Raw genomic sequence first — 25844 nt, 5'->3', positions numbered from 1 at the left:
TCGTGCGCCGGGGCGGCAGCGGTACGTCGGTGGGCGTGGCCTGGCCGGTGTCGGCGCTCGTCGCCCGCGCGGGGGCGGCACGTGATTGGATACCGACGCAGACACACCCGGTGGAGAGGGAGGGCCGTGATGGCCGAGGAGATCCGCGCCGAGATGGTGGCCAACGTGTGGAAGGTCGTGGCGTCGACCGGTGACACCGTCTCCGAGGGGGACACGTTGGTGATCCTGGAGTCGATGAAGATGGAGATCCCGGTCGTCGCCGAGTCCGACGGGGTGGTCGAGCAGCTCGCGGTCAACGAGGGCGACGTGGTGCAGGACGGTGACCTGATCGCGGTGATCGGTTGATTCCCGGCGACCGGTCGACCGGGCTGCTGGTCCGGCGGGCCGGGCCGGCCGAGTTTCCGGCGGTGGCCCGGCTGACCGTCGCCGCCTACGAGGCCGACGGCCAGCTCAAGGGCGAGAACGGTTACGGCGGGGTGCTGGCCGACGTGGCCGGCCGGGCGGAGCACGGCGAGATCCTGGTCGCCGTCGACGAGCCGACCGGTGCCGTGCTCGGCTCGGTCACCTACGTGCTGCCCGGCAGCCCGTACGCGGAGCTGTCCCGGCCGGGTGAGGCGGAGTTCCGGATGTTGGCGGTGGACCCGGCCGCCCAGGGCCGGGGCGCGGGCGCGGCGCTGGTCCGGGCCTGCCTGTCCCGGGCCGTGGACCAGGGCTGCTCGGCGATGGTCATCTGCGTCCGCAGCGGGCTCGCCGACGCCGCCCACCGGCTGTACGCGGGGCTCGGCTTCGTGCGTACCCCGGAGCGGGACTGGTCTCCGCTGCCCGGCGTCGACCTGCTCGCCCTGCGCATGGCCCTGCCCGCCGGCCCGGCCTGACCGGGTCGCACCGGTCTGCCCGCCGCCTGGCCGTGGACGGCGTCGCACCCCTCGTCACATCGGGCCATGCGCTGCCCGTCGTGCTCGGAGCACCCGACATCGGCGGCCGTCATCTTCGTTGGCCACCCGTGACGCCTGAAGAAGACGAGCACGCCGTCTACGCCTGGCTGAGGTCGAGAATGCTCTCAGCTGATGGGCGGGCTAGCGTGGGTGAGATGGCGGGTCTGCGCTTCTTGCCGGTCACCTTCAGAATGACGTGTGGCCTTCATGTCGGTGCGGCGACGACTCCGCCAGATCGTGTTGCTGTTCTCCTCGGTCGCAGTCGTTGTCCCGGTGGTGTACTTCCTGGTGAAGCAAGGTCTGGACCGGGCTGAGAAAATCACCAGCATCGGTTTCGGGCTCCTCGGAGCGGTAGGGCTGGTGGTCGGCTGGCGCACGGCGCGACCAGGCAAAAAACCCGGCACCGCCAGCCCGACTGAGTCCGTGCCCCTCGGGTGCCTGCTGCATCTTCGCGACGACGGACGGCCGCCGTTGGTGGAGCAGGTCGACCCGCTGGACCTGGGCGTCAAACCTGCCATCGATACCACCGACCGCCATGACCAGGACCTTCCTCGCTACGTTCCCCGCACTGGTGACGATGATCTGGAATGGGCCATCGCCGAAGGCGGGATCGTGCTGCTGCACGGCAAGGCAGCCGCCGGCAAGAGCCGCAGCGCGTTCGAGGCCATCCACCGCCTCCGCCCGCACCACCAGCTACTCACCCCGGCGTACGCAGGGGCGCTGAGAGATCTGGTCGAGGCCGGCTATCCGATCAGCGATGCGGTCGTGTGGCTCGACGACCTGGAGCGCTTCCTCACCCCCGGAGGCATCGACCAGGCGCTACTTCAACGTCTGTGCCCCTCCGGGCGGGCCGACGTGGTGGTGGTGGCCACCATCCGCGACGAGGAACTATCCCGCCTCGACCACGCCGCCACCCGAGGCGGCCAAGGCCAAGAACTCATCACAGCCGGGCTGGACGAGGCTGCGGCGAAACTGGTGGCCCAGATCCGCGGCCGACGTCGCATCCCGGTCGGTCAGCACCTCACCGACTCCGAGCGCACCGCCGCCGAGGCCACTGGCGACGACCGGATCACGGCTGCGCTAACCGCCGGGGTCGGGTTCGCCGAATACCTCGCCGCCGGCCCGGCCATGATGCGCCGCTGGTCGGTCGGCGACGGCCCCTCGTTCGAAGTCGGACACGCCCTCATCAGCGCCGCGGTGGACTGTCGCCGCGCCGGCTACACCACTCCCGTCTCCCGCGACATTCTCGCCAAGCTCTACCGCCCCTACCTGTCCCCCGCCTGGAGACACCGCGCCGATCTACCCACCATCACTCAAGGACTCCAATGGGCATGCGAACGGGTCCTCGGCGCCAGCTCCTGCCTCCTGCCCCACGACAACGACACCTACACCGCCTCCGACTACCTCCTCGACCGCACCACCACCGGCCAAGGCCCCCTCGCAGCCACCCCAGTCCCCGACCATGTCTGGAACACCCTGCTCCCCATCGCCACCACCCCCCAAGCCGCCACCATCGGCACTCATGCCTATTTCACCCAACGGTTAGACATCGCCGAACAGGCGTGGCGCACCGCAGCCGACACCGGCCACACCGACGCGATGTTCAACCTGGGCGTTCTGCTTGCCCGGGGCGGTGATAGCCAGGAGGAGGCGGAGCAGTGGTTCCGGCATGCAGCCGACACCGGCCACACCGACGCGATGAGCAACCTGGGCGTTCTGCTTGAACAGCGCGGCAGCCAGGAGGAGGCGGAGCAGTGGTTCCGGCGTGCAGCCGACACCGGCCACACCGAGGCGATGTACAACCTGGGCGTTCTGCTTGAACAGCGCGGCAGCCAGGAGGAGGCGGAGCAGTGGTTCCGGCGTGCAGCCGACACCGGCGACACCAGGGCGATGAGCAACCTGGGCGTTCTGCTTGAACAGCGCGGCAGCCAAGATGAGGCGGAGCAGTGGTATCGGCGTGCAGCCGACACCGGCCACACCGAGGCGATGAGCAACCTGGGCGTTCTGCTTGAACAGCGCGGCAGCCAAGATGAGGCGGAGCAGTGGTATCGGCGTGCAGCCGACACCGGCCACACCAGGGCGATGAGCAACCTGGGCGTTCTACTTGCCAAGCGCGGTGATAGCCAGGAGGAGGCGGAGCAGTGGTTCCGACGTGCAGCCGACACCGGCCACACCGACGCAATGAACAACCTGGGGATTCTGCTCAAACAGCGCGGCGATAGCCAGGAGGAGGCGGAGCAGTGGTATCGACGCGCAGCCGACACCGGCCACACCGACGCGATGTACAACCTGGGGATTCTGCTCGAACAGCGCGGCAGCCAAGACGAGGCGGAGCAGTGGTATCGACGCGCAGCCGGCACCGGCCACCGGCCGGCGATGAGCAACCTGAGGGCTCTGCTTGAACAGCGCGGCGACGGTGAGCAGCCCGAGGGGTAACACCGGGATGGCATCGCGGCGGGCCTGCACAGGGTTGGGAACGCTGCGACCGCGCCATCCGCGCTGCCCATCTGTGCCACGCCCGTGGCAGGTCAGTGGCGGCTAGGTGCGTCTGGTGAACGATGGCCGCGCGGGTAGCGTGACCGAGGGCGATGTGGCCGCCTGCGGCGTCAGCGAGGACGCCGGGCTGGCGGGCGTCGTCGACGCCGGGCTCGGCCGCGAAGAGGCAGCACGGCGACAGCGGGCGTGGTGGTCAGCAGGGTGAGCAGGGCAGTGCCGACGTCGCTGCTCGTGGCCGCGTAGACGGCGGCGAGCAGACAGCCGGCACACCGACGGTGCGGTCTTCGTCGGCGACATCGGGGTCATACCCCGGTGGCACCCGGCACCCGACCCCAAGCCGATTCGCGAAGTTTGTGTGTCGCGCACAACTTGCTGCTAATCTGGGGAGCGCAGGAGGCCCTTTCGGGGGTTCCCGCAGCCGCCTTAGGGCCCGCTCACGCGGGCCCTTCGTGCATCTGAGGGGCGGTCGGGGACCAGCACCAGGAGTGGTAGCGGCGCGGCTCGACCCACGACCACAGCCGTTCGTTCGCGGCCATCTCGCGCGGGTCCGCTACGGTACCGCTGGCTATTCGGCGGAACAGGAATGTCACCAGGTCGACGGCCTGCACGAGCCGTGAGGCATGCGATGGGGCGAAGTGCAGTGTGTCGACGATGTGGGTGAGCCGGCGAGATCGGTAGCCGCCGGTTCCAGCAGTCCGGTAGCGGCTCAGGTCGGAACGATGGGTTGCCGGGTTGTCGACCTCGTCGGCGATGACCAGGACCAGCTGCTCGCGCATCGCCGCGTACCCGTCGATGCGTTCGAGCAGGTGTGACAGCACCACCTCGTGTGCCGGCTTTGGTGTGGCGTACCGACGGGTGAGGCCATGGCGGTCGACCCCTCGCAGGATGATCGTGACCTCGTGCGAGCCGATGGCCTTGAGCGCGGAGTTGTACACCGCGATTCGGGCCCGGGGCGGCAGACCTGTCCACGGCGCTCGGCCCTGGAACAGGTCGTAGCCATGAAGCTCAGACTCCGCCGCGACGCCGTAGGCCTTCGCCGCGTCGAGCATCACCTCGTCCAAGGCTGTGCTCAACGGGATGGCCACGACGTCGGGGACAAGTAGCGCGCCCATCCAGTACCAGCGATCGGTGTACGACTCGTCCAGGTAAGTCAGCAGCACCCGCAGACAGTAAGCGCGCGATCACCACACGCCGCGCGACGCGCCGGCGGATCCTCACCGCCGGCTGGGGTGCCGCAGAGGCACCGGTCACGCCTGGCTGAGGTCGAGAATGCTCCAGCCGGCGGGCAGCACGGCGGCGGCCGGATTGGGGTCGGTGGTGGCCAGATGGGCCTGGTGGGCGATGGCAGTGCGGGCGGCGTGCCCGAGGGCGATGTCGCCGTCTGCGGCGCGGGCGAGGACGCCGGCTTGGCGGGCGTCGTCGACGCCGGGTTCGGCTCCGAGGGGCAGCACGGTGATGGCGGGTGTGGTGGTCAGGAGGGTGAGCAGGGCCGTGCCGACGTCGCTGCTGGTGGCGGCATAGGCGGCGGCGAGGCAGGCCGCCGGCACGCCGACGGTGCGGTCTTCGTCGGCGACCTCGGCGATCAGCTCGCCGACGGCGAGCTGCCCGTCGACGTACGCGGCGAGGGCGGTGGCGTCCAGGACCACGGCGACCTGGTTGTCGCTCACGCGCCCTCGTCGAGCATCCGCTGCCCCTCGGCGAGGGCGTCGTCGGGGATCGGCGCGGCCAGGCGGTCGCGCCAGCGGGCCTTGCCGGCTTCGGTGACCTCGATGCCGGCGCGGCGCAGCACTTCGTCGAGTTGGGTGCCGGCCATCTGGGCCCGGACGGCTGCGGTGATGGCGGCGCTGACGTTGGGCTGGCCGTCGAGCCACTCGGCGACGTCGTCGGGCACGCTGATGGAGCGTTTCGCGGTCATGGTGGCAGCGTACTCCCGCTGGTAGCACCGGCGGTGCTACCGGCCACTCCAAGCGGGTAACAACCGGCAGTAACCTCAGGTCAGGCTGCGGCGTCGTGGATGACGTGGTCGATCGCGCGGCGTAGGTCGGCGGCTCGGACGGTGACGGTGGTGTCGTCGGTGGCCGGGGTGAGTCCCGCGTCGACCAGTTCGCAGATCAGGGCGCTCGGGGTGATCCCGCGTCGGTGGGCTTCGGCTTCCAGGCGGGTGGACACCTCGGGGGCGCCGGGTCGAGTGGACCCACGCCGGGGTCGCTGGGTCACGGTGGCCCCGGACAGCAGGTGGCCCCCGACCGCCGTCCGGCCGGGGCCCCAACGCCTTGTCTAGCGGGATGCCTTCGCGAAGGTCACGAACCCACGCCACGCGCCGGGAGCGAACATCAGCGTTGCGCCGTCGCGGTCCTTGGTGTCCCGTACGAGGACGACGCCGGGCAGGTTGTCGGCCACCTCGACACACGCCCCGCCGTTGCTGCCGCTCTTGGTGCTCTTGTGCCACTGCGCGCCGGTCATGTCCATGTCGCTGCCACTTCCCTGATGAGTTTGAGCGATAGCATCCGAGGTAGAGCCTCGCCCACTATGCGCGCCCACCTGCTCTCCAGGGTAGCAATTTCCGCCGCATCTTCCGTGATGTGAGCCCGGACCTGACCGTCCTCGTGTGCGACCCGGGCCCCGTCCGGAAGCTCGGCCATGATGAACGGCCCGCCCATCCCGAGATACATCGGAGTATCGAGTGGAACCACGTGCACCTGCACGGAGGGCAGATCGGCGCACGCGGCGATGTGCTCGCACTGCTCGCGCATGATTGCGCGGTCGCGGCCGACGCGTCTCCGGAGGGCAGTCTCGTCTACGACCGCGATGAGGTGCGGTGGCCGGCCCCGCTGCAAGATCGCCTGGCGTGCCATGCGCGCCGTCACCAACTCGTCGACCTGCTCGGGTAACAGCGCCTCCATCGACAGCGTCGCCCGCGCGTACGCCTCGGTCTGAAGTAGACCCGGCACCCACGCCAGCTCGAACCACCGCAGCTCGACCGCCTCGCGCTCGATGTCCGCCCACCGCCGGAACCATGCCGGTTCGCGGCGCTTCAACGCGTCCGGCCAGAGGTCGAGCACGTCCCGCCCGAGGATCGAAGCGACCCGCACCCGGTGCCGGGCGCGCGGGATGCGTCCGTGACTCACCCACCGCGCCGCTGTCTTCGGGTCGACGCCCACCTGGGCTGCCAGGCTTTCGGCGGTCTCGCCTGCGTCGAGCATCGCGACCTTCACCGCGTGATTCATCCCCGTTACCCCTCTGTAGCGCACTCGGGACGTCCCGACGGTCCCGTTGCCATGATCTAACGCTGTGTACCCGTCCCGCAACTGCCTGCAAGAGTCGTGTGTAGAGCGACGCCGCCGGTCGAAGAGGACACCCGCCGGTCGCGTTTGCTGGGGGGCCGTCTCTTTCGAGGGGTGAGAGGCGGCCCCTCTCCAACGCCACGACGTCAGGGGAGCACCGTGCCCGATAAGCCGAAGCCTGCCGACCCGCCACCGGCACCGGAACCGAAGCCGGCCGCCGAGCCGCCGCCCGCGCGCCCGTACCTGCCCGGTCCGATCGGCCCGGTCGTCCCGCCGTGGCGGGGTCCCGGCCGCCTGGCGAACGTCACTCCCGGGCACCGCTGGCGGGAGCGGAGGCCCGCGCGGTGACCCCGCCGCTGGTTCGCTCCGGCGACGTGCTGCGCCTGTCCCGCGCCGCAAGCGTGCAGTTCGTCCGGCCGATCACGGTCCGGGTCATCCGGGTACTGACCGACTGGCACACGTACGACGGGTGGGTGTGGGTCGACGCGTACGTGCTCGACGCCGCAGGCGACGCGGTCTCCCGGCGGACCCTGTTCCTCCAGCCTTCCGGTGCCGGGCGCCTGAAGGCCCCGGTCCGCACGCCGGCAGCCCGCACGCCGGTAGCCCGCGGGCCGGTCCCGCGAAGGGTGTCGACCTCGTGACCGGTGTGATCCCGGGTCGGCACACGCCCCTGCCCCCGACCTGGCTGTGCCGGGTGGACGCGCACCCGTGGCCCTGCGGGGAGGCGAAACTCGCCCTGCTGGCGAAGTACGCCGACGACCGGCCCCGACTGCTGACGCTGCTCGCGGGCTGGAAAGTGGAGGCGGAGGACCACCTCGCGCAGCTCGACAGCGGTCGCCCGGTCGACGTGACCGACCGCTTCCTCACCTGGGCCCGCCCGCCCACCGACTGACCTTCATCCGCCCGGGACCCGCCCGGCGTCGGCTGTCCCGTCCCCCCGGCGAGGCACCGGCCCGGGGCGGGGGCGTGCATCCGTTCGTGGCCCTGGCCTGCCCGTGCGCCCCGGGTCCCGCCCGGTCGGTCAGCTCTCCTCGATGCCGTTCAGCAGCTCGTCGGCCACCTCAAGGGCGATCTTCTTGCGTTCGTCGTCGCTGATGTCCGGTGTCCGCACGGCGAACCAACTGCTGTGCACGGCGAACAGGACGAGCGTGGCCCGCAGTTGGGCCCGGGGTGAGTCGTCGCCCTGGCAGATCGCGTCGGCCAGGCGGAACATCCGCTCGCGCATCTGTTGGCCGGCGACGAGGCTCTTGAGCACGGTCTGGTTCTGTTCGAAGAAGCGCATCACCACGGACTGCCCGGGGGCGAACATCGTGTCGGCGTACTGGCTGACCAGGGCGTGCCGGGTGGCCTGGGTGGCCGGCTGGTCGCGGGCCCAGTCGATCAGCTCGTCCATCCGGTGCAACCGGTCCTCGACGTAGCTGTTGACGATCTCCTCCTTGCTCTTGAAGTGGTAGTAGAGGGCGGCCTTGGTCACCCCGAGGCGCTCGGCGATCTCGCGGAGCGAGGTCTTCTCGTACCCCTGCTCGGTGAAGAGCTCCAGCGCGACAGCCTGAATGCGCTCCCGCGTGCCACCTGTGCTCTGACTCACCATTACCACCCAACTCGCTTGACGGGGTCCGGCTGTCCAACTTACCGTGCGGCTAGTAAGGTGACTAGCCGGGCGGCAAGTAAGTGCGACATATCTCGGGGGAGCTTACCCATGACTCAGGAAACCCAGGCGACGGCGAAACCCAACATCCGGGTGGTGCTGTTCGGTCTGATGATCGCGATGATGCTCGCGATGCTCGACAACATGATCGTCAGCACGGCGCTGCCGCGGATCGTCAGCGAGTTCGGTGGCGTCAACCACTTCACCTGGGTGGTCACCGCGTACGTGCTCGGCACCACCGTCTCCACCCCGATCTGGGGCAAGCTCGGTGACCTGTACGGCCGCAAGGCGATCTTCCTGACCTCGGTGGTCATCTTCCTGATCGGGTCGGCGCTCTGCGGGATGTCCGGTTCGGCGCTGCTCGGCGGCACCGGCAACGGGATGGTCGAGCTGATCGCCTTCCGGGCCGTGCAGGGGCTCGGTGCCGGTGGCCTGATGGTCGGCGTGATGGCGATCATCGGTGACCTGGTGCCGCCCCGGGAGCGGGGCCGCTACCAGGGCATGATCGCCGGCATCATGGCGATCGCCATGGTCGCCGGCCCGCTGGTCGGCGGCTTCATCACCGACAACCTCTCCTGGCGCTGGGCGTTCTACGTCAACCTGCCGCTCGGTGGGCTCGCGCTGCTGATCCTGGCGACCACGATGCACCTGCCGAAGTACCGCACCGAGCACCGGATCGACTGGCTGGGCGCGGGACTGCTGTCCGTCGGCATCACCGCGATCGTCCTGGTCACCACCTGGGGCGGGAACGAATACGACTGGGCGTCCCCGCAGATCTTCGGTCTCGCCGCGCTGGCGCTGGTGAGCCTGGTGGCCTTCGCTCTCGTCGAGCGTCGGGTCGCCGAGCCGATCCTGCCGCTCGGCCTCTTCGCCAACCGCAACTTCGCGCTGATCTCGATGATCGGCTTCCTGCTCGGCTTCGCGATGTTCGGCGCGATGAACTTCCTGCCGCTCTACCAGCAGACCGTGCAGGGTGCCTCCGCCACCAACAGCGGTCTGCTGCTGCTCCCGCTGATGTTCGGCATGCTGGTGGTGTCGCTGGTGGTCGGCCGGGCCATCACCCGGACCGGGCGCTACCGGGTGTTCCCGATCGTCGGTGGTGTGGTGATGGCCGTCGGCATGGCATTGCTGTCCCTGCTGGAGGTCGACACCGGCAAGGTCGAGTCGTCGCTCTACATGCTGGTCCTCGGTGCCGGCATGGGCTTCCTGATGCAGACCTCCATGCTCATCGCGCAGAACAGCGTGGAGCAGAAGGACCTCGGTGCGGCCAGCGGCGCGGCCACCTTCTTCCGCTCCATCGGCGGTTCGTTCGGCATCTCGCTGTTCGGCGCGATCTTCGCCAACCGGCTCGCCGACTCGCCGGCCGGCAGCGCGTTCGAAGGTGGCACCGGCGAGGGCCGGGGGATGGACCTGACCAAGCTCAAGGAGTTGCCGGCGCAGGCACGTGAGGTGGTGCTCGGCGGCCTCTCCGACGCCATCTCGCACGTCTTCTTCTGGGCCATGATCATCACGATCGCGGTGCCGGTGCTCGCCTGGTTCATCCGGGAGATCCCGCTGCGCACGGCGAACGCCGTCCCGCCGCCGGAGGCCACCGGCGAGGAGCAGGCCGAGGTCGCCCTCGGCAAGGCCCCGGTCTCCTGACCCGATCCCGTCCCGTTCGTCGCGGCCGGTCCATCCCCTCCCGGGGGTACGGGCCGGCCGCGTGGCGTCAGGGCCGGCCGCGCGGCGTCAGGGGTGGCGGCGGACCAGGGCGGTGAGGCGACGCCAGGCGCGGGCCAGGTGGCCGGTCCGGCGGGGCGGGCCGGGGTGGCGAGCAGCCGGTGGGCCAGCGCGGTGGTGTCCGGGTCCACGGTCGGGGTGGCCAGCGCCAGGTGGGCCAGGGAGATGGCGATCGGCACCGGCCGGCCCTGGGCGACGGTCGCCACGTCGGCGAGGCGCTCGGCCACCAGCCCGGCCACGTCGGGGCGCACCGCCGGGTCCACCCAGGCGGCGGTGACCAGGGCGAACAGTGCCGCCTCGGTGATCCAGTCCTCGACGCCCCAGATCAGTTCCACCAGCACCCGACGGCGGGTCGAGGCGGCCCAGGGTTCGTCGGTGCGGTGGTGCAGCAGACCCAGGCAGGCCCAGACCTGGACGCAGCGCACCCACAGTGACGGGTCCTGGCCGGTGAGCACCCGACCCAGCGCGGTCGGCGGTGCCTCGGGCGGGTGCACCAGCAGGCCCAGCAGGTCGGCCAACTCCAGGGTAGCCAGCCCGACCGCCGCGTCGTAGGCGGCCGGTGGGTGCGGCCAGGCCGGGTGGGCGAGTTGGCGTACCCGGTCGGCGGCGACGGTGGACGGGGCCGGCAGGGTGGGCGCGGCGGTGGTGCCGTCGTAGCGCCAGAGCCGGCACTCGGTGGCCCGGCGTGGCTCGCGTGGGTCCGGCTCGGCGACGCCGGTGACCTCGACGTGCAGGCCGGGCACGGCGGCGGTGACGGTACGCATCGCGCTCGGCGGTTCGACCGAGTCGAGGCGGACCGCCGCGTCGGGGAAGCCGTCGGCGGCGAGCGCCCGGCGCAACGCGTCGACCATCGCGCCCGTCGCCGGGGTGACCTGCCCCAGCCAGGGGCGTCCCCGGCAGGACTCGGCGAGGTCGGTGTGCTCGTGGGTGTCGTCGGGGTGGTCGCGGGTGAAGTCGGCGAGGGCGACCATGTGCCCGACGTCGCCGTCGCGCAGGAACCGCAGCCGGTGCGCGGTGTGCACCGCGCAGTCGAAGCTCGGGTCGCGGGCCAGCGCCCGGTCGATCCAGCCGAGGGCCTGGTCGAGCTGGCCGTGGTCGGCCAGGGTGCCGGCGATGTCGGCATAGACGGCGAGGTCGTCGGGGTCGTGCGCGACGGCCCGTTCCAGGGCGGCCAGGGCCTCCCGGGTGCGGCCGGCGCTGCGGTAGGCGTACCCGAGCCAGACCTCGCCGAGCTTGGACGGCGCCTCGCGTACCCCGCGGCTGGCCCAGGTGACCGCGAGGGTGACCTCGCCGAGCCGCCGGGCCAGCGCGGACGCCGCCCCGAGCAGCAGGGCGTGCCGGGGGTGCGCGGCGACCGCGTGCCGGGCCAGGGTGAGGTACGGCTGCAGGGGTGCCCGGCCGGTCCGGGGCACCGGGTCGGGCACGGCGGCGCAGACCTGCATGAGGATCCGGGCGCAGCGGTCCGGGTCGAGCCGTTGCGCCAGCTCGGGGTCGGTCACCCAGGGCACCCCGGCCCAGTCGACGCCGGGGGCGTGACCGGTGGCGGCGACCAGCAGGTCCAGCCCTTCGGCGGGCCGGCCGGCGGCGGCGAGCAGGTGGGCGCGGGCGACCACGGCCCCGACGTGTGCGCGGTGGCCGAGCGGGAAGAGGTCGAGGTCACCGCCGGCCGCGGTGGCGATCCGGGTGAGCGTCTCGTGGGTGTCGGGCAGGGTCGGTGCCAGCACCAGCGCGGCGGCGAGGTGGTCGGCGGCGTGGGCCAGGTCGCCCTCGTCGAGCGCGATCCGGGCGAGGGCGAGTTCCTCCGCCGCGGTCAGCGCGGGTGGCTCCTCCGACACGTCGGCCTCTCGCTCGCAGGGGGGTTGCCAGGGCTGGGCAAGCGTAGGGGATGCCGGCAACAAGTGTGGATCTCCTGCGCGTTAGTGCTCGCAGCAATGGTGAGAATGGCTCGTTCGTGCAAGACTGAACATGAAACGCGCGGCAAATGCGCAAGGAGGGGGAGTCTCCGTGACACATCCAGGGGCCGGGATGGCCGCCGACATCGCCGAGCAGCCGGCCGGTTACGCGCGGCTGCTCTCCGCCGAGCACGCCGGGGCGATCGCCCGGGTCGCGGCGGCCGTCGCGCGACGCCGCCCCGGCACGTCGTCTTCACCGCCCGGGGCACCTCCGACCACGCCGCCCTCTACGGGGCGTACCTCACCGAGATCCGGCTCGGACTGCCCGCCGGGCTCGCCTCGCCCAGCGCGGTCACCGTCTACGGGGCCCGCCCCGACCTCTCCGACGCGCTGGTCGTCGGGGTCAGCCAGAGCGGCGGCTCACCCGACCTGACCGAGGTGCTGCGCACCGCCCGCGAGGCCGGCGCGCTCACCCTGGCGGTCACCAACGACCCCGACTCGCCGTTGGCGCAGACCGCCGAGCTGGGCGTCGACATCGCCGCCGGGCACGAGCGGGCGGTCGCCGCGACGAAGACCTACACCGCCGAACTGCTCGCCCTGCTGCTGCTGGTGGAGGGCATCCGGGCCGGGGACGGGGTGCTGCCGGCCGACCAGCGGGCCGCCCTGGAACGCCTCCCCGAGCTGGCCGAGCACACCCTCGCCGACCCCACCCCGGCCCAGCTCGCCCCGCGCTACCGGTTCGCCGGCCAGCTCGTCACCACCGGCCGGGGGTACGCGTACCCGACCGCCCGGGAGGCGGCGCTCAAGCTGATGGAGACCTCCTACCTGCCGGCGCTGGCCTTCTCCGGCGCGGACCTGCTGCACGGCCCGCTCGCGATGACCGACCCGGACGTGCCGGTGCTGGCCGTGGTCGGCTCCGGCCCCGGCGGCCGGTCCATGGGTGAGGTGCTGCCCCGCCTCGGCGAACGCCGCGCCGACGTGGTGGTGGTCGGCTCGGCCGAGGTCGAGGGGGTCACCCGGATGGCCGTGCCCGAGGTCGACGAGCGGTACGCCCCGCTGCTGGACATCCTGCCGTTGCAGCGCCTCGCGCTCGCCCTGGCGTTGGCCCGGGGTGAGGACCCGGACGCCCCACGCGGGCTGAAGAAGGTCACCGCGACGATGTGAGCCGGGCCGGCCAGCGGGACGGGGTCGGGGTGGGCGTGGCACGCTGTGTCTCGTGTCCACGCTGCGCGACCTCGCCGAGGAGCACACCCAGCTCCGCCCGGCCGACATCGACCACCTGCACCGCATCGCCGGGGACTGGCAGTTGCTGTCCGACCTGTCCTTCGCCGACCTGTTGCTGTGGGTGCCGGTGGACGACGACGGCACGTTCCTCTGCGTCGCCCAGGTCCGCCCGACGACCGCCCCGACCGCCTACCTGGACGACCAGGTGGGGCGGATCGTGGGCGGGCCGGAGGTGGCCCACCTGGAGGTGGCGTACCGGCAGGGCCGGATCTGGCGGGAGGGCGACCCGGTCTGGTACGGCGACGTGCCCGCCCGGCACGAGGCGATCCCGGTCCGGCTGCGCACCGCCGACGGGGAGGCCGGCGAGGTGATCGCGGTGGTCGGCCGGGACACCAACCTGTCCACCGCCCGCACCCCCAGCCAGTTGGAGCTGAACTACCTCACCACCGCCGACGACCTGGCCCAGATGATCGCCGACGGCACCTTCCCGCCGCCCCGGCACCCGGGCGAGACCACCTCCGCGCCCCGGGTCGGCGACGGGTTGGTCCGCCTCGACGCGGGCGGCAAGGTCACCTACGCCAGCCCGAACGCGCAGTCGGCGTACCGCCGGTTGGGTTACGCCTCCCACCTGGTGGGCGAGGACCTGGCCAAGCTGCACCGCCGGCTGGCCAGCGACCCGCTGGACGGCACCGAGGCGGCCAACGGCATCCTCGCCGCGCTGCGCGGCGAGGGCCCGCCCCGGCGGGAGATCGACGCCCGGGGGGCGACGATGCTCACCCGGGCCCTGCCGCTGATGCCCGCCGGGGTGCCGATCGGCGCGCTGGTCCTGGTCCGCGACATCACCGAGGTACGCCGCCGCGACCGGGCCCTGATCACCAAGGACGCCACCATCCGGGAGATCCACCACCGGGTGAAGAACAACCTGCAGACCGTCGCCGCGCTGCTGCGCCTGCAGGCCCGGCGGGTGTCGATGCCGGAGGCCCGGGTCGCCCTGGAGGAGTCGGTACGCCGGGTCGCCTCCATCGCCCTGGTGCACGAGACGCTCTCCATGTCCAGCGACGAGGCGGTCGAGTTCGACGGGATCGTCGACCGGGTGGCGAGCGCGGCGACCGAGGTGGCCGCGACCGAGGTGAGCGTCGGGATGCGCCGGACCGGCAGCTTCGGGGTGCTGCCCGCCGAGATCGCCACCTCGCTGGTGATGGTGCTCAACGAGTTGCTGCTCAACGCCGTCGAGCACGGCTTCCCGCCGGCCGAGGAGGGGGTCGACGTCCCGGAGTCGGAGGCCCGCCCGGAGGTGGTCGTCACGGCGCACCGGCAGCGTAAGCAGCTGCACGTCTCGGTGGCGGACAACGGGCGCGGCCTGCCGGCCGAGTTCGACGCCGCCAAGGGTGGGCGGCTCGGTCTGCAGATCGTCCGGGCGCTGGTGACCGGGGAGCTGCGGGGCAGCATCGAGCTGCGTCCCGGCCCGACCGGCGGCACCGAGGCGGTGCTGGTGCTCCCGCTGGCCAAGGCCTGAACCGGCCGCCCGACGGCCCGGTTGCCCGGTGGTGACGCCGGGATGAATGTGAGTAGAGCGACGTACGATCTGCGGCCCGGTGAGGCTTTCGGTCGATTGGCGGGCATTGACACCTTGCAGCCGACTGAATAGTTTTCTAGCTTCACCACCAAGCAGACACGGCCAGCTCACCGTGCCCGGCTTCCTGGACGCGTCCGGCGACATCCGCTCGCCCTGTCGGGGAGCGCGTGCGCCCGGTGGGCGGGGGAGACGAAGCGATGACCTCACCGCCTGCGGTCGATCCGGCTGCGGTGCTGTCGCCGACCGCCGAGTTCCGGGTGCCGCGTCAGACGTCGAAGTGGACCCCCCGCAAGCCCTCCGACGAGGCGCACCGGCCCGCGTACGCCCCGGTGCCGTTGCCGCCGACGGACGCCGAGCTGTTCTCCTACCGCAAGCGGCGACTGGCCGCCCTGATGGTGCCGTCGCTGGTCAGCTTCGGCTGCCTGATCACCAGCCAACTGCTCTTCGTCCGGCTCACCCCGTGGCTGTGGCTGCTCGCCCCGCTGCTGTTCTTCACCGTCGTCTACTACCTCATCTCGCTGGCGGTGAACCTCTTCACCCCGGGCTTCGACCTGGCCCGCCACCAGGAACTGGTGCGCACCTGGCGGCCGGCCCGCTACCCGAGCGTCGACGTGTTCCTGCCGGTCTGCGGCGAGCCTGCGCACGTGCTGCGCAACACCTGGGAGCACGTGCGGGCGATGGGCCGCCACTACCGGGGCGAGGTCACCGTCTACGTGCTCGACGACTCGCCCAACGAGGCGATGGAACGGATGGCGCTCGCCTTCGGCTTCGTCTACCAGCGGCGACCCAACCGGGGCTGGTTCAAGAAGGCCGGCAACATGCGGTACGCCTTCGAACGCACCATGAGCGACTTCATCCTGGTGCTGGACGCCGACTTCGTCCCGCGTAAGGACATGCTCGACCAGATGCTGCCCTGGTTCGACGCCGAGCCGAACGCGGGCATCGTGCAGTCGCCGCAGTTCTTCCGGGTGCACCTGGGGCAGACCTGGGTGGAGCGGGGAGCCGGGGCGGTGCAGGAGCTGTTCTACCGGTCGGTGCAGGTGTCCCGACAGGCCCACGACTCGGCGATCTGCGTGGGCAGTTGTGCCGTCTACCGCCGCGACGCGCTGTTCTCCATCGGCGGGTCCACCCTGATCGAGCACTCCGAGGACGTGCACACCGGCTTCGACCTGCGGATGAAGGGGTGGAACCTGCGGTACATCCCGGTCGTGCTGGCCGCCGGGCTCTGCCCGTCGGACGTGGACTCGTTCTTCACCCAGCAGTACCGCTGGTGCGCCGGCTCGATGAGCCTGCTCGGGTCGAGGAAGTTCTGGTCGACGAAGTTGCGGCTGCGGGCCCGGCTCAGCTACATCTCCGGCTTCTGCTACTACCTGCACACGGGGCTGTTCACCTTCGTCGCGCCGGTCATCCCGGTGTTGATGCTCACCGCGTTCGCGCACCAGATCGCGCTCGCCAACTACCTGCTGATCCTGCCCAGCGTGGTCTACAACATGATCATCTTTCCGTTCTGGCACCGCAGCCGCTACGGCCTGGAGAGCTGGACGGTCAAGATGCTCTACGGCTGGGCGCACGCCTTCGCCATCATCGACATCGTCCGGGGCCGGCGGATGGGCTGGCAGCCCACCGGCGGCACCGCCAAGAAGAGCAAGACCCGACGGCTGTGGACCGCCATGAAGGTCTGGACCGCCGGCACCGGCCTGGTCTGGGCCGGTGTCGCCGGCTGGCGGATGCTCGTCGAACCCGAACCGTGGATCTTCGTACCGGCCCTGCTCAGCGCGGTCTTCTACCTGGCCGTCGTCGGGCAGGCGCTGCTGGTCGACCCGGAACGCGACGTCGAGGTCGTCCGGTGAGGACGAAATACCTCGTCACCTTCCTGCTGGTGGTCGCGCTGGCGTTCACCGAGTTCGCCGTGCTGCGCCGGGTCGACATCAAGGTCGCCGGGTCCGCCGGCGGGCCGGGCGGGGCCGCCGCTGCCGAGGAACAGATTCCGGCGTACGACGTCACCGCGCTGAAGTCACCCAAGGGCAAGTACCTCGGCGTCACCGTGACCGGCGGTGCCGAGATGGGCCGGGTCCGCGCCTTCGCCGAGGAAACCGGCAAGACCCCCAACCTGGTGGCGATCTTCGAGAGCTTCGACGACAGGTTCGCCGCCAGCGAGGTCCGCGAGCTGCACAACTACGGCGCGCTGGCGGTGATCCGCTGGGAGCCGTACGACGTGCCGCTGCGGGACATCGCCGCCGGCAAGCACGACGCGTACGTCAAGGAGTTCGCCGCCGCCGTGCGCACCCTGAACCTGCCGATCGCCCTCACCTTCGCCCACGAGATGAACGGGCACTGGTACTCCTGGGGGACGAAGCAGACCAAGGCCAGCGAGTACGTCGCCGCCTGGCGGCACCTGCACGACATCTTCACCCAGCAGGGCGCCACCAACGTGATCTGGACGTGGACCCCGAACGTCGTCAACTACCTGCGCAAGGTCAGCATCAGGGCGCTCTACCCCGGGGACGCCTACGTCGACTGGGTCGGCATGGACGGGTACTACACCAACCGTGGCCTCAAGACGTTCCAGGACCTCTTCGTCCCCACCATCACCCAGATCCGCACCTTCACCAGGCGTCCGCTGCTGATCGTGGAGACCGGGGCCGAACCGAGCAGCCGACGACCGGCCCAGATCACCGACCTGCTCACCAACGTGACCAAGCGCAAGGACCTCCTCGGGGTGGCGTACTTCAACATCAACGGCTCCGGGAAGTGGAACATCGACCGGGACGACGCCGCGCTGCGCGCGTTCCGCCGGTCCGCCGCCAAGGACACCTTCGGCTTCGACATCCGGACCGTGAAGTGACCGCGCCGGCTATCCAGTGGACCGGGCAGGCCGACCCGGCGGAGGTCACCGGTCACGCCGTACCCCGGCGGGCGGCGGGCCGGGGCGGCGGCTGGTGGGCGCTGCTGCCGACCGTCGTCGCGCTCGGCCTCGGCTGGTGGCGGCTGGACGCCCGGGACCTGTGGAACGACGAACTGGTCACCTGGCACGTCACGTCACTGTCGGTCGAGCAGTTCCGGATGCTGGTCGGCAACATCGACCTGGTGCACGCCGGCTACTACGTGATCATGTCGGTGCTGACCACGCTGACCGGGGACTCGACGACCGCCCTGCGGCTGCCGTCGGTGCTCGCGATCGGGCTCACCGCCGGGCTGGTCACCCTGATCGGGCGGCGACTCTTCGACACCCCGGTCGGGGTGCTGGCCGGCCTGGTCTTCGCCCTGCTGCCCACCGTCTCCCGGTACGCCCAGGAAGCCCGCTCGTACGCCCTGGTCACCCTGGCGGCGGTGGCGGCCACCTGGCTCTTCCTGCGCGCGGTGGACCGGCCGACCCGGGGCCGCTGGTGGGCGTACGGCGTGCTGCTGGTGCTGGTCGGCTGGCTGCACTTCGTCGCGCTGCTGGTGGTGGTCGCGCACCTGTTCCACCTGTGGCGGTCGGTGCGCGGCGAGGAGCCCCGGTGGCGGTGGGCGGCGTCCACCGGCATCGCCGGGCTGTTCGTCCTCCCGGTGCTGATCCTCGGCAGCCGGCAGTCCGGGCAGATCTCCTGGGTGGAGAACGACGGCGACGCCGTGCTGCGCTTCCTGGCGAACCTGACCGGCACGACGGCCGCGTTGGCGCTGGTCGCGGCGTTCGCCGCCCTCGCGGTGGCGGTGGCCGGCCGGCAGTGGCGGAACACCGTGCTGATGCTGCTGATCTGGGCCGTGCTGCCCCCGGTCGCCGGTTACCTGACGTTCAGCGTGGTGCACCTGTTCCTGGCCCGGTACTTCCTGTTCACCGTGCCGGCGTGGGCGCTGCTCGCCGCGTTCGCGGTCTGCCGCACCGCCCGGCTGGCGATCCGGGGGCGGGTGCCGGCGGCCTGGCTGGCCGGCGCGTTGGTGCTGCTGCCGGTGCTGGCCTGGCAGACCCTGCCGGCGCAGGAGCGGGTGCGCTCCAACGAGGCCGACGGGCAGCCCCGCTACCTCGACGCGGTCCGCTACCTGGGCAAGCAGGTCAAGCCGGGCGACGGGGTCGCCTACAACGACGGGTTCGGTGGCTCCAGCGACGTGGCCCGCAAGGCCACCGACTACGGGCTGCGCGACCAAGTGCACCCCCGGGACGTCTTCGTGGCCGTACCGGCCCGGCAGACCGGCTGGCTGACCGCCCGCGAGTGCCGGGAGCCGTTGCCCTGCCTCGGCGACACCAGGCGGATCTGGCTGGTGGAGACGGGCCACCTCAACGACCCGCTGGCCGGACTGCCACCGGCCCGTGAGGCCCTGCTACGGCAGCGTTTCCTCATCCGGCACGTCGAGCGGTTCGACCGGGTCCGGGTGGTCCTGCTGGAACGCAAACCGGCCTGACGGGGGAGCTGCGCCGGGCACCCGCCCGGCGTCCGCCGGGCCGGGCGGGTGTGGTCAACGCCGACGGACGAGCAGCGCCACCGTCACCCCCGGCCGGGGTCGGACCTGCTCGACGGTGAACCCGGCCCGCAGCGCGTCGCCCTTGCCGCCCGGCACCGCCGCGAGCGGATCGTCGTGTCGCCCGGCCACCACCAGCCAGACCCGGTCCACGCCAGCCAGGCACCCGGTGGGTCGGGGGCACTCGTCGACCCACAGATCGGCTCGGTCCTGCCGCCCGCTGGTGACCAGCACGTCCCGGGGTCGCACCCCGGCGGCGGACCCGGCTGTCCGGTCCCCGGCTGTCCGGGCCAGGTGGTAGTCGATGCCGAGGTCGAGGAAGAGCCAACCGTCGCGGGGCGAGTAGACCACCGCGTCACCGGGCCGCTGCCCGGCGGCGATCACCGCCGCCGCCCCCCGGTAGTCGACGGTCGCGCTGCGCGGCCAGCCGTGGCTGTGCCGTACCGCCGCCTGGTCCGGTAGCCCGAGCAGCGCGGCCAGCGCCACCACCGCCACCGCTCCCGTCCGGGCCGTGGGCGGCGGCGCGGCCAGGGCGGCACCGGCGAGCAGGCAGGCGAAGGGCACCGTGAAGAACAGGTAACGCGGCACCCACAGGGGTACGGCCAGCGCGGCGACGAAGAGCAGCAGGACCGGCAGCACCACGCAGGCGTCGGGGAGCAGACCGCGCCGCCCCGAGCGGGCGGCCCCGAGCGCGGCGAGTCCGACCAGCAGCCCGCCCACCACGCCGCTCTGCGCCAGCCCGCCCGGCAACGCCGCCAGGTCGGCCAGCCGGGCCGGGGCGACCCAGTCGAGCTGGTGGGACCGCTGCCCCTGCGCGGTGACCAGTAGCGGTGACAGCACCACCCCGGCGACCAGCACGGCCACCGCCCACCACCCCAACCGCCGGTCCCACCGCCCGCTGTTACCCGGTCCGCCTTTGCCCGGTCCGCTATCACCCAGTCTGCTGTTGCCTGGTCCGCCTTCGCCTGGTCCGCCTTCGCCTGGTCCGCCTTCGCCTGGTCCGCCTTCGCCTGGTCCGCCTTCGCCTGGTCCGCCTTTGCCCGGTCTGCTGTCGCCCCGCCCGCTATCTTTCGGTCTGCTGTTGCCTGGTTGGTTGTTGCCCGGTCGGCTGTTGCTGTTGGCGGGCGGACCGGTGGGGTCGGCGGTCGGACGGCCGTGGACCCGGGCGGCCAGCACCACCACGGCGTGCGCGGCGAGCAGGCCCAGGGCGAGCAGATGGGCCAGACCGAGCCCGGCGACGGCTGCGGCGTAGCAGGACCAGCGCTGCCACCCCGGGCCGTCCAACGCGCGGGCCAGCAGCACGGTGGCCAGCACCGCGAAGAAGGTCACCAGCGCGTAGGGCCGGGCCTCCTGGGCATACCGGGAGGTACCCGGCAGGACCGCGAAGAGCAGGCCGGCGACCAGGCCGGCACGTGCCCCGAACAACCGCCGACCGAGTACGGCCGTGAAGCCCGCCGCCCCCGCCATCGCCAGCACCGAGGGCAACCGCAGCGCCGCCACCGAGTCGCCGAACACCCCGGTCCAGCCGTGCACCAGCAGGTAGTACGCCCCGGTCGCCGCATCGACGGTTCGGGTGAGCCGGAACACGTCCCCGACACCTCGGGTGGCCGCGCTCCAGGTGGCCAACTCGTCGCGCCAGGGCTGGGCCTGGCTGATCCCGTAGCAGCCGGCGGCCAGGGTGACCAGCAGCGGAACCGCCCAGACCAGCGCACCCGTCCACGAACCCGCTGACGATCCTGCCGCCAACCGCCAATGCCGCTTTCCGGACATTGTGCCCACCGGTCGAGGGTCCCACATCCGTCCCGACGATGCCGCCGGAGCCGAATCCCACCGTGTCCGCTGTCGAGCGGTGATGGTGCCGCCCTCGGGGCTTGGCCCGGCCGGCGTCCAACGGGACGGCATCCTCCTGGCGGGCAGGGTGGTAGTGGTTCGCTTCCTTTAGAGCTGATGCCGTAAACGATTCACGGTCGCCGACCCCGCCGGCCCCGCCGACCCCTCGACCCGCCGACCCGCCGACCCGCCGACCCGCCGACCCGCCGACCCCGGATTACATCCGTTCTCGATCCCTATCCCTTTCCCTATCCCGGTCCCGGTGACCGGCACCGATCCCGCCGTCAGCCACTGATCCCGATCCCGACCCGTCGGTCGTCGGCGGTCGGAGCGGACCCTTCTTTTCGTGGATGGTGTTCATCAATGCTCTGCATGGTCTGTCGGCCGGAGTGGCGATTCGTCTACGTCATCAGCTCGACAGGGCGTCCATGAGACATCAGCGGGGACGGCTATAGGGGGATCGAGCTGCCGATCTACCGCTCGCCGGCCGGCCCCCTGGTCTGCCCACCGGCCCTCCGCTGGCCCTGCCGGCCCGCCGGGAGCCGGGGAGGCGGGCAGGGGCGGTGACGGTGGGGATGCGGCCCGTGATGTGGGATCCCGCACGTGGTCATTGGCCCACCTCCGCAGGGTGTGGGAGCATGGCTGCATGACCGCCGCTGTCGTCCGCCGCTTCGTGGCCCGTCGCCACGTCGACTACGGCCGCGTGCGCAGCGCGATCTGTCCGGCCCACTGACGACGCCCGACTCATTCGTCTCGGGCGCGTGTTCCGCGCCGGCCGTTCCGACACCGTTGTCCTCGGCCCTTCCCGGGCCGGCTGCCGCCGCGAGCGCGCTCCCACCGAGGCACCGCAGAGACAACGGAGGACGCCGCGATGGCGGTCAGCAGCACCCCGGCCCGTCCCGGGACCCCGACGGCCACCGCCGTTCCCGCCACCCGTGCCCCCCGTCGTCCCCGTGGCGAGGGACAGTGGGCCCTCGGCCACCGTGAGCCGCTCAACCCCAATGAGCGGATCAAGAAGGACGACGACCCGCTGAACGTCCGGGCCCGGATCGAGAACATCTACGCCCACGGCGGTTTCGCCTCCATCGACCCACAGGACCTGCGCGGCCGGTTCCGTTGGTGGGGCCTCTACACCCAGCGCAAGGCCGGGATCGACGGCGGGCGCACCGCCGTGCTGGAGCCGCACGAGCTGGAGGACGAGTTCTTCATGCTCCGGGTCCGGGTCGACGGCGGCCAGCTCTCCCTGGCCCAGTTGCGCGTCATCGCCGACATCTCCCGGGAGTTCGCCCGGGACACCGCCGACATCACCGACCGGCAGAACATCCAGTACCACTGGATCCGGGTCGAGGACATGCCGGAGATCTGGCGTCGGCTGGAGTCGGTCGGCCTGCAGACCACCGAAGCGTGCGGGGACTGCCCCCGTATCGTGCTGGGCAGCCCGGTCGCCGGGGTCGCCGAGGACGAGGTGCTCGACCCGACCCCCGCGCTCGACGAGATCGTCAGCCGGTACGTCGGCGACAAGGCGTACTCGAACCTGCCCCGCAAGTTCAAGACCACGATCTCCTGGCTGGTCGACACCCCGTACGAGGCGAACGACATCGCCTTCCTCGGGGTGGAGCACCCGGAGCACGGCCCCGGCTTCGACGTCTGGGTCGGTGGCGGCCTGTCCACCAACCCGATGCTGGCCAAGCGGCTCGGCGTCTGGGTGCCGCTGGCCGAGGTGCCGGACGTCTGGGCGGGGGTGGTCGGCATCTTCCGCGACTACGGCTACCGCCGGCTGCGCAACCGGGCCCGGTTGAAGTTCCTGGTCGCCGACTGGGGCGTGGAGAAGTTCCGCGAGGTGCTGGAAAAGGAGTACCTGGGCCGTACCCTGCTCGACGGCCCGGCCCCGCAGCTGCCCGACAAGCCGGTCGACCACATCGGCGTGCACCGGCAGCGCGACGGGCTCAACTATGTCGGGGCCGCCCCGGTGGTCGGGCGGGTGTCCGGCGGGCAGTTGACCAAGCTCGCCGACGTGGTCGAGGCGCACGGCAGCGACCGGGTGCGGCTCACGCCGTACCAGAAGCTGCTGGTGCTGGACGTGCCGCCGGCGCGGACCGAGTCCCTGGTCGACGAGCTGCGCGGGATCGGCCTGGAGGCCCGGCCGTCGGCCTGGCGGCGCGGCACCATGGCCTGCACCGGCATCGAGTTCTGCAAGCTGGCCATCGTCGAGACCAAGGCGCGCGGCGAGGAGCTGGTGGCCCGGCTGGAGGAGCGGCTGCGCGACTTCGACGCCGACATCTCCATCCACCTCAACGGCTGCCCGAACGCCTGCGCGCGCACCCAGGTCGCCGACATCGGCCTCAAGGGCCAGCTGGTGGTCGGCCCGGACGGCCGGCAGGTGGAGGGCTTCCAGGTGCACCTCGGCGGCGGGTTGGGGATGGCCCAGGGCCAGACCGCCGGGTTCGGCCGCAAGCTGCGTGGCCTGAAGACCACCGCCGACGAGCTTCCCGAGTACGTGGAACGACTGGCCCGCCGCTACCTGGCCGGCCGGACCGAGGGCGAGACGTTCGCCAACTGGGTGATCAGGGTCGACGAGGAGGAACTCCGATGAGCGAAACCCGATCCGCGCCGCTGTACTGCCCGTACTGCGGCGAAGAGGACCTGCGGCCGAACGAGGCCGGACACGGCGCCTGGGAGTGCCACGCCTGCGCCCGGGTCTTCACCGTGAAGTTCAACGGCCTGCTGAGTCGGGCGGTGGCCCGGTGACCCGCCTGCTGTCCGCCACGGGCCTGGGCCTGGTCGGTTCCGGCGGCCCGAAGCTGACCGATCCGGCCCGCCGTGACCCCACCCGGCGTGACCCGGCCGAGTTGCGGGCGTTGGCCGAGCGGGCCGGCCGCGAACTGGAGGGCGCCCCGGCGCTGGAGATCGCCCGCTGGGCGGCCGACACCTTCGGCGACCGGTTCTGCGTGACCAGTTCGATGGCCGACGCCGTGCTCGCCCACCTGGTGTCCCGGGTCGCCCCCGGGGTGGACGTGGTCTTCCTCGACACCGGGCTGCACTTCCCGGAGACGTTGCGGGTCCGCGACGAGGTGGCCCGCCGCCTGCCGGTGAACGTGCGTTCGATCCGGCCCCGGCAGACCGTCGGCCAGCAGGACGGCGAGTACGGCCCCCGACTGTTCAACCGCTCCCCGGACGACTGCTGCCAGCTGCGCAAGGTGGAGCCGTTGGAGCGGGCCCTGTCCGGTTACGACGCCTGGGCCGCCGGGCTGCGCCGGGACGAGTCGCCGACCCGGGCGAACACGCCGGTGGTGACGTTCGACCCCCGGCGCGGCAAGGTCAAGGTGAACCCGATCGCCGCCTGGTCGCAGGCCGACGTGGACTCCTACATCTCCCGCTACGACATCCCGGTCAACGAGTTGCTCGGCCGGGGCTACGGCTCGATCGGCTGCTGGCCGTGCACCCGCCGGACCAAGGCGGGGGAGGACCCCCGGTCCGGCCGGTGGGCGATGTTCGAGAAGACCGAGTGCGGTCTGCACCTCTGACCGGCCCGGAGCGCGTTCCGGTGGCCGGCGTGGGACTCACCACGCCGGCCACCGGCCTGTCCGGTGCCGCCGTCGCGCCCACCGTGGTGCGGCCCGGTGCCGCCGTCGCGTCCGGCGCGGCGCGGCCCGGCTCCGGGGTGCCGGTGGTGCTGGTGGCGCACGGCAGCCGGGACCTGCGGGCGGCGGCGGCGACCCGGGCGTTGGCCGGTGCCGTCGAGGCCGCCCGGCCGGGCACCCCGGTGTTGCCCAGTTGGTTGGACCACACCGATCCGGGGCCGACGGAGGTGCTGCGGGGGCTGGCTGCCGCCGGTCACCGGACGGCGGTCGTGGTGCCGCTGCTGCTCACCGCCGCCTACCACCGTCGGGTGGACGTCCCGGCGGCGGTCACGGCGGCCCGGCAGGTCGCGCCCGGGCTGACGGTACGGGTGACCGACGTGCTCGGTCCGGCCGACGGGACGGTGGACGCGGGGCTGCTGGCCGGGCTGGCCGGCCGGTTGGCCGAGGCCCGACCCGGGCCGGTGGACGCGTTGGTGCTGGCGGCGGCGGGCACCCGGGATGCGCGGGCCCGTGGTTCGGTGGGGCGGGTCGCCGCCGCCCTGGCGGACGGTTTCGGGGTGCCCTGCACCGTGTCGTACGCCTCGGCGGCCCCGCCGACCGCCGACGTGGCGGTGACCCGGCTGCGCGGGGCGGGTGCCCGTCGGGTGGCGGTGGTGGCGTACTTCCTGGCCCCGGGGCTGTTCCACGACTCGGTGGTGGCGGCGGCTGACCGGGCGGGTGCGGTGGCCGTCAGCGGACCGTTGGACGACTCGCCAGAGTTGGTCGACCTGGTGCTGCGCCGGGTCGACGCCACCGCTGTGGAGTGATGTGCGTCACCGCCCGGGTGCTACTTTCCGTGATTGCGCCGACACCGGCATTTCGGTCCGTTTGATTACGCAGAGTGTGGAAAGCAGAACGCCCCGGCGGGGTGTGAACCCGGCCGGGGCGAACAGCGTGTGATGGTTTTCAGGCGGAGTGAGCGCGCAGCACCCGGAGCCCGCCACGGCGCTTGACCGCGCGGCGCTCCTCCTCGCTCATCCCGCCCCAGACGCCGGCGTCCTGACCGGACTCCAGTGCCCACTGGAGGCACTGGTCGGTCACGGAGCAGCGCCGGCAGACGGCCTTGGCCTGCTCGACCTGAAGAACAGCCGGGCCGGACGTCCCGATCGGGAAGAACAGCTCCGGGTCCTCGTCGCGGCAGACGGCATTGTGACGCCAGTCCATGGCGGCAACACTCCTCATT

General features: G+C 71.9%; 23 protein-coding genes and 2 pseudogenes. 15 read left to right on the top strand and 10 right to left on the bottom strand.

The features are described 5' to 3' along the window. The first annotated feature begins 129 nt into the window (after positions 1–129). The 3 genes from J7462_RS14510 (at position 130) to J7462_RS14500 (ending at position 3371) form a co-directional block, all read left to right on the top strand. Complete coding sequence (locus tag J7462_RS14510) at positions 130–345, top strand: biotin/lipoyl-binding carrier protein (protein ID WP_145921537.1); 216 nt, start codon at positions 130–132, stop codon at positions 343–345. Continuing rightward, positions 345–875 (top strand): GNAT family N-acetyltransferase, encoded by a 531-nt coding sequence (locus J7462_RS14505; RefSeq protein WP_308291117.1) that lies wholly within the window; start codon positions 345–347, stop codon positions 873–875. Before J7462_RS14510 ends, J7462_RS14505 begins: the two co-directional genes overlap by 1 nt. Positions 876–1142: 267 nt before the next feature. Continuing rightward, positions 1143–3371, top strand: a complete 2229-nt coding sequence (locus J7462_RS14500; RefSeq protein ID WP_255598609.1) for a tetratricopeptide repeat protein — start codon at positions 1143–1145, stop codon at positions 3369–3371. A gap of 494 nt (positions 3372–3865) precedes the next feature. On the opposite strand, the gene J7462_RS14495 is transcribed toward J7462_RS14500, so the two are convergent. The 6 genes from J7462_RS14495 to J7462_RS14470 all read right to left on the bottom strand — a co-directional run bounded on the left by J7462_RS14495 (position 3866) and on the right by J7462_RS14470 (position 6658). Continuing rightward, positions 3866–4591, bottom strand: a complete 726-nt coding sequence (locus J7462_RS14495; RefSeq protein WP_219464528.1) for a DUF3800 domain-containing protein — start codon at positions 4589–4591, stop codon at positions 3866–3868. A gap of 87 nt (positions 4592–4678) precedes the next feature. Next, positions 4679–5098 (bottom strand): hypothetical protein, encoded by a 420-nt coding sequence (locus J7462_RS14490; RefSeq protein ID WP_219464527.1) that lies wholly within the window; start codon positions 5096–5098, stop codon positions 4679–4681. Then, on the bottom strand, positions 5095–5346 hold the full coding sequence (locus J7462_RS14485) for a hypothetical protein (protein ID WP_219464526.1): 252 nt from the start codon (positions 5344–5346) through the stop codon (positions 5095–5097). The genes J7462_RS14490 and J7462_RS14485 overlap by 4 nt, the downstream gene beginning before the upstream one ends. 80 nt (positions 5347–5426) lie before the next feature. Then, positions 5427–5600 carry a hypothetical protein gene (locus tag J7462_RS14480; RefSeq protein ID WP_219464525.1) on the bottom strand — a complete coding sequence of 58 codons (174 nt, stop codon included), beginning with the start codon at positions 5598–5600 and terminating at the stop codon, positions 5427–5429. Between the two features lie 108 nt (positions 5601–5708). Beyond that, entirely contained in the window at positions 5709–5894 is a 186-nt protein-coding gene (locus J7462_RS14475; protein WP_219470345.1) for a DUF397 domain-containing protein, read from the bottom strand. After that, positions 5891–6658 (bottom strand): DUF5753 domain-containing protein, encoded by a 768-nt coding sequence (locus J7462_RS14470; protein ID WP_219464524.1) that lies wholly within the window; start codon positions 6656–6658, stop codon positions 5891–5893. Before J7462_RS14470 ends, J7462_RS14475 begins: the two co-directional genes overlap by 4 nt. Before the next feature lie 401 nt (positions 6659–7059). On the opposite strand from J7462_RS14470, the gene J7462_RS14465 reads away from it, so the two are divergent. Both J7462_RS14465 and J7462_RS14460 read left to right on the top strand, forming a co-directional pair. Beyond that, the gene (locus tag J7462_RS14465) at positions 7060–7356 is read left to right on the top strand and encodes a hypothetical protein (protein ID WP_308290905.1); all 297 of its coding nucleotides are present in this window, start codon (positions 7060–7062) and stop codon (positions 7354–7356) included. Next, complete coding sequence (locus tag J7462_RS14460; protein WP_308290904.1) at positions 7353–7607, top strand: flavin reductase; 255 nt, start codon at positions 7353–7355, stop codon at positions 7605–7607. Before J7462_RS14465 ends, J7462_RS14460 begins: the two co-directional genes overlap by 4 nt. A gap of 129 nt (positions 7608–7736) precedes the next feature. On the opposite strand, the gene J7462_RS14455 is transcribed toward J7462_RS14460, so the two are convergent. Next, positions 7737–8306: a TetR/AcrR family transcriptional regulator gene (locus tag J7462_RS14455; protein WP_219464523.1), complete on the bottom strand. Its 570-nt coding sequence runs from the start codon at positions 8304–8306 to the stop codon at positions 7737–7739. A 108-nt stretch (positions 8307–8414) separates the two neighbouring features. Between J7462_RS14455 and J7462_RS14450 the strand changes: the two genes are divergently transcribed. Continuing rightward, positions 8415–10004 carry an MDR family MFS transporter gene (locus tag J7462_RS14450; protein WP_219464522.1) on the top strand — a complete coding sequence of 530 codons (1590 nt, stop codon included), beginning with the start codon at positions 8415–8417 and terminating at the stop codon, positions 10002–10004. Positions 10005–10091: 87 nt separating this feature from the next. On the opposite strand, the pseudogene J7462_RS14445 reads toward J7462_RS14450, so the two are convergent. Then, a pseudogene (locus J7462_RS14445) lies at positions 10092–11917 on the bottom strand (tetratricopeptide repeat protein). Positions 11918–12107: 190 nt separating this feature from the next. Between J7462_RS14445 and J7462_RS14440 the strand changes: the two are divergent. The 5 genes and pseudogenes from J7462_RS14440 to J7462_RS14420 all read left to right on the top strand — a co-directional run bounded on the left by J7462_RS14440 (position 12108) and on the right by J7462_RS14420 (position 19154). After that, positions 12108–13138: pseudogene (locus J7462_RS14440) on the top strand (SIS domain-containing protein). A 52-nt stretch (positions 13139–13190) separates the two neighbouring features. Continuing rightward, the gene (locus J7462_RS14435) at positions 13191–14714 is read left to right on the top strand and encodes a sensor histidine kinase (RefSeq protein ID WP_219464521.1); all 1524 of its coding nucleotides are present in this window, start codon (positions 13191–13193) and stop codon (positions 14712–14714) included. 257 nt (positions 14715–14971) lie between these two features. Next, positions 14972–16624: a glycosyltransferase family 2 protein gene (locus J7462_RS14430; RefSeq protein WP_219464520.1), complete on the top strand. Its 1653-nt coding sequence runs from the start codon at positions 14972–14974 to the stop codon at positions 16622–16624. After that, positions 16621–17619, top strand: coding sequence for a glycosyl hydrolase (locus tag J7462_RS14425; protein WP_219464519.1), 999 nt, complete (start codon positions 16621–16623; stop codon positions 17617–17619). Before J7462_RS14430 ends, J7462_RS14425 begins: the two co-directional genes overlap by 4 nt. Further along, on the top strand, positions 17616–19154 hold the full coding sequence (locus tag J7462_RS14420) for a glycosyltransferase family 39 protein (RefSeq protein ID WP_219464518.1): 1539 nt from the start codon (positions 17616–17618) through the stop codon (positions 19152–19154). Before J7462_RS14425 ends, J7462_RS14420 begins: the two co-directional genes overlap by 4 nt. A gap of 54 nt (positions 19155–19208) precedes the next feature. Here the strand turns inward: J7462_RS14420 and J7462_RS14415 are convergent, their stop codons facing one another. Next, positions 19209–20981, bottom strand: a complete 1773-nt coding sequence (locus J7462_RS14415; RefSeq protein ID WP_219470339.1) for a glycosyltransferase family 39 protein — start codon at positions 20979–20981, stop codon at positions 19209–19211. Between the two features lie 931 nt (positions 20982–21912). Here J7462_RS14415 and J7462_RS14410 point away from each other — a divergent pair. From J7462_RS14410 to J7462_RS14395, 4 genes are all read left to right on the top strand, one after another. Beyond that, a complete protein-coding gene (locus J7462_RS14410; RefSeq protein WP_219464517.1) occupies positions 21913–23634 on the top strand; it encodes a nitrite/sulfite reductase in 1722 nt (573 codons plus the stop codon). Further along, complete coding sequence (locus J7462_RS14405) at positions 23631–23789, top strand: IS1 family transposase (RefSeq protein ID WP_208568333.1); 159 nt, start codon at positions 23631–23633, stop codon at positions 23787–23789. The genes J7462_RS14410 and J7462_RS14405 overlap by 4 nt, the downstream gene beginning before the upstream one ends. Further along, complete coding sequence (locus tag J7462_RS14400; RefSeq protein ID WP_219464516.1) at positions 23786–24565, top strand: phosphoadenylyl-sulfate reductase; 780 nt, start codon at positions 23786–23788, stop codon at positions 24563–24565. Before J7462_RS14405 ends, J7462_RS14400 begins: the two co-directional genes overlap by 4 nt. Before the next feature lie 86 nt (positions 24566–24651). Then, positions 24652–25428: a CbiX/SirB N-terminal domain-containing protein gene (locus tag J7462_RS14395; protein ID WP_308291116.1), complete on the top strand. Its 777-nt coding sequence runs from the start codon at positions 24652–24654 to the stop codon at positions 25426–25428. Positions 25429–25567: 139 nt separating this feature from the next. Here J7462_RS14395 and J7462_RS14390 read toward each other — a convergent pair whose 3' ends face one another. Further along, a complete protein-coding gene (locus tag J7462_RS14390) occupies positions 25568–25825 on the bottom strand; it encodes a WhiB family transcriptional regulator (protein WP_067311984.1) in 258 nt (85 codons plus the stop codon). Positions 25826–25844 lie beyond the last annotated feature (19 nt).

This window comes from Micromonospora sp. RL09-050-HVF-A, assembly GCF_019374995.1.
Taxonomy (GTDB): domain Bacteria; phylum Actinomycetota; class Actinomycetes; order Mycobacteriales; family Micromonosporaceae; genus Micromonospora; species Micromonospora antibiotica.
This window is presented reverse-complemented; position numbering and strand designations above follow the sequence as displayed.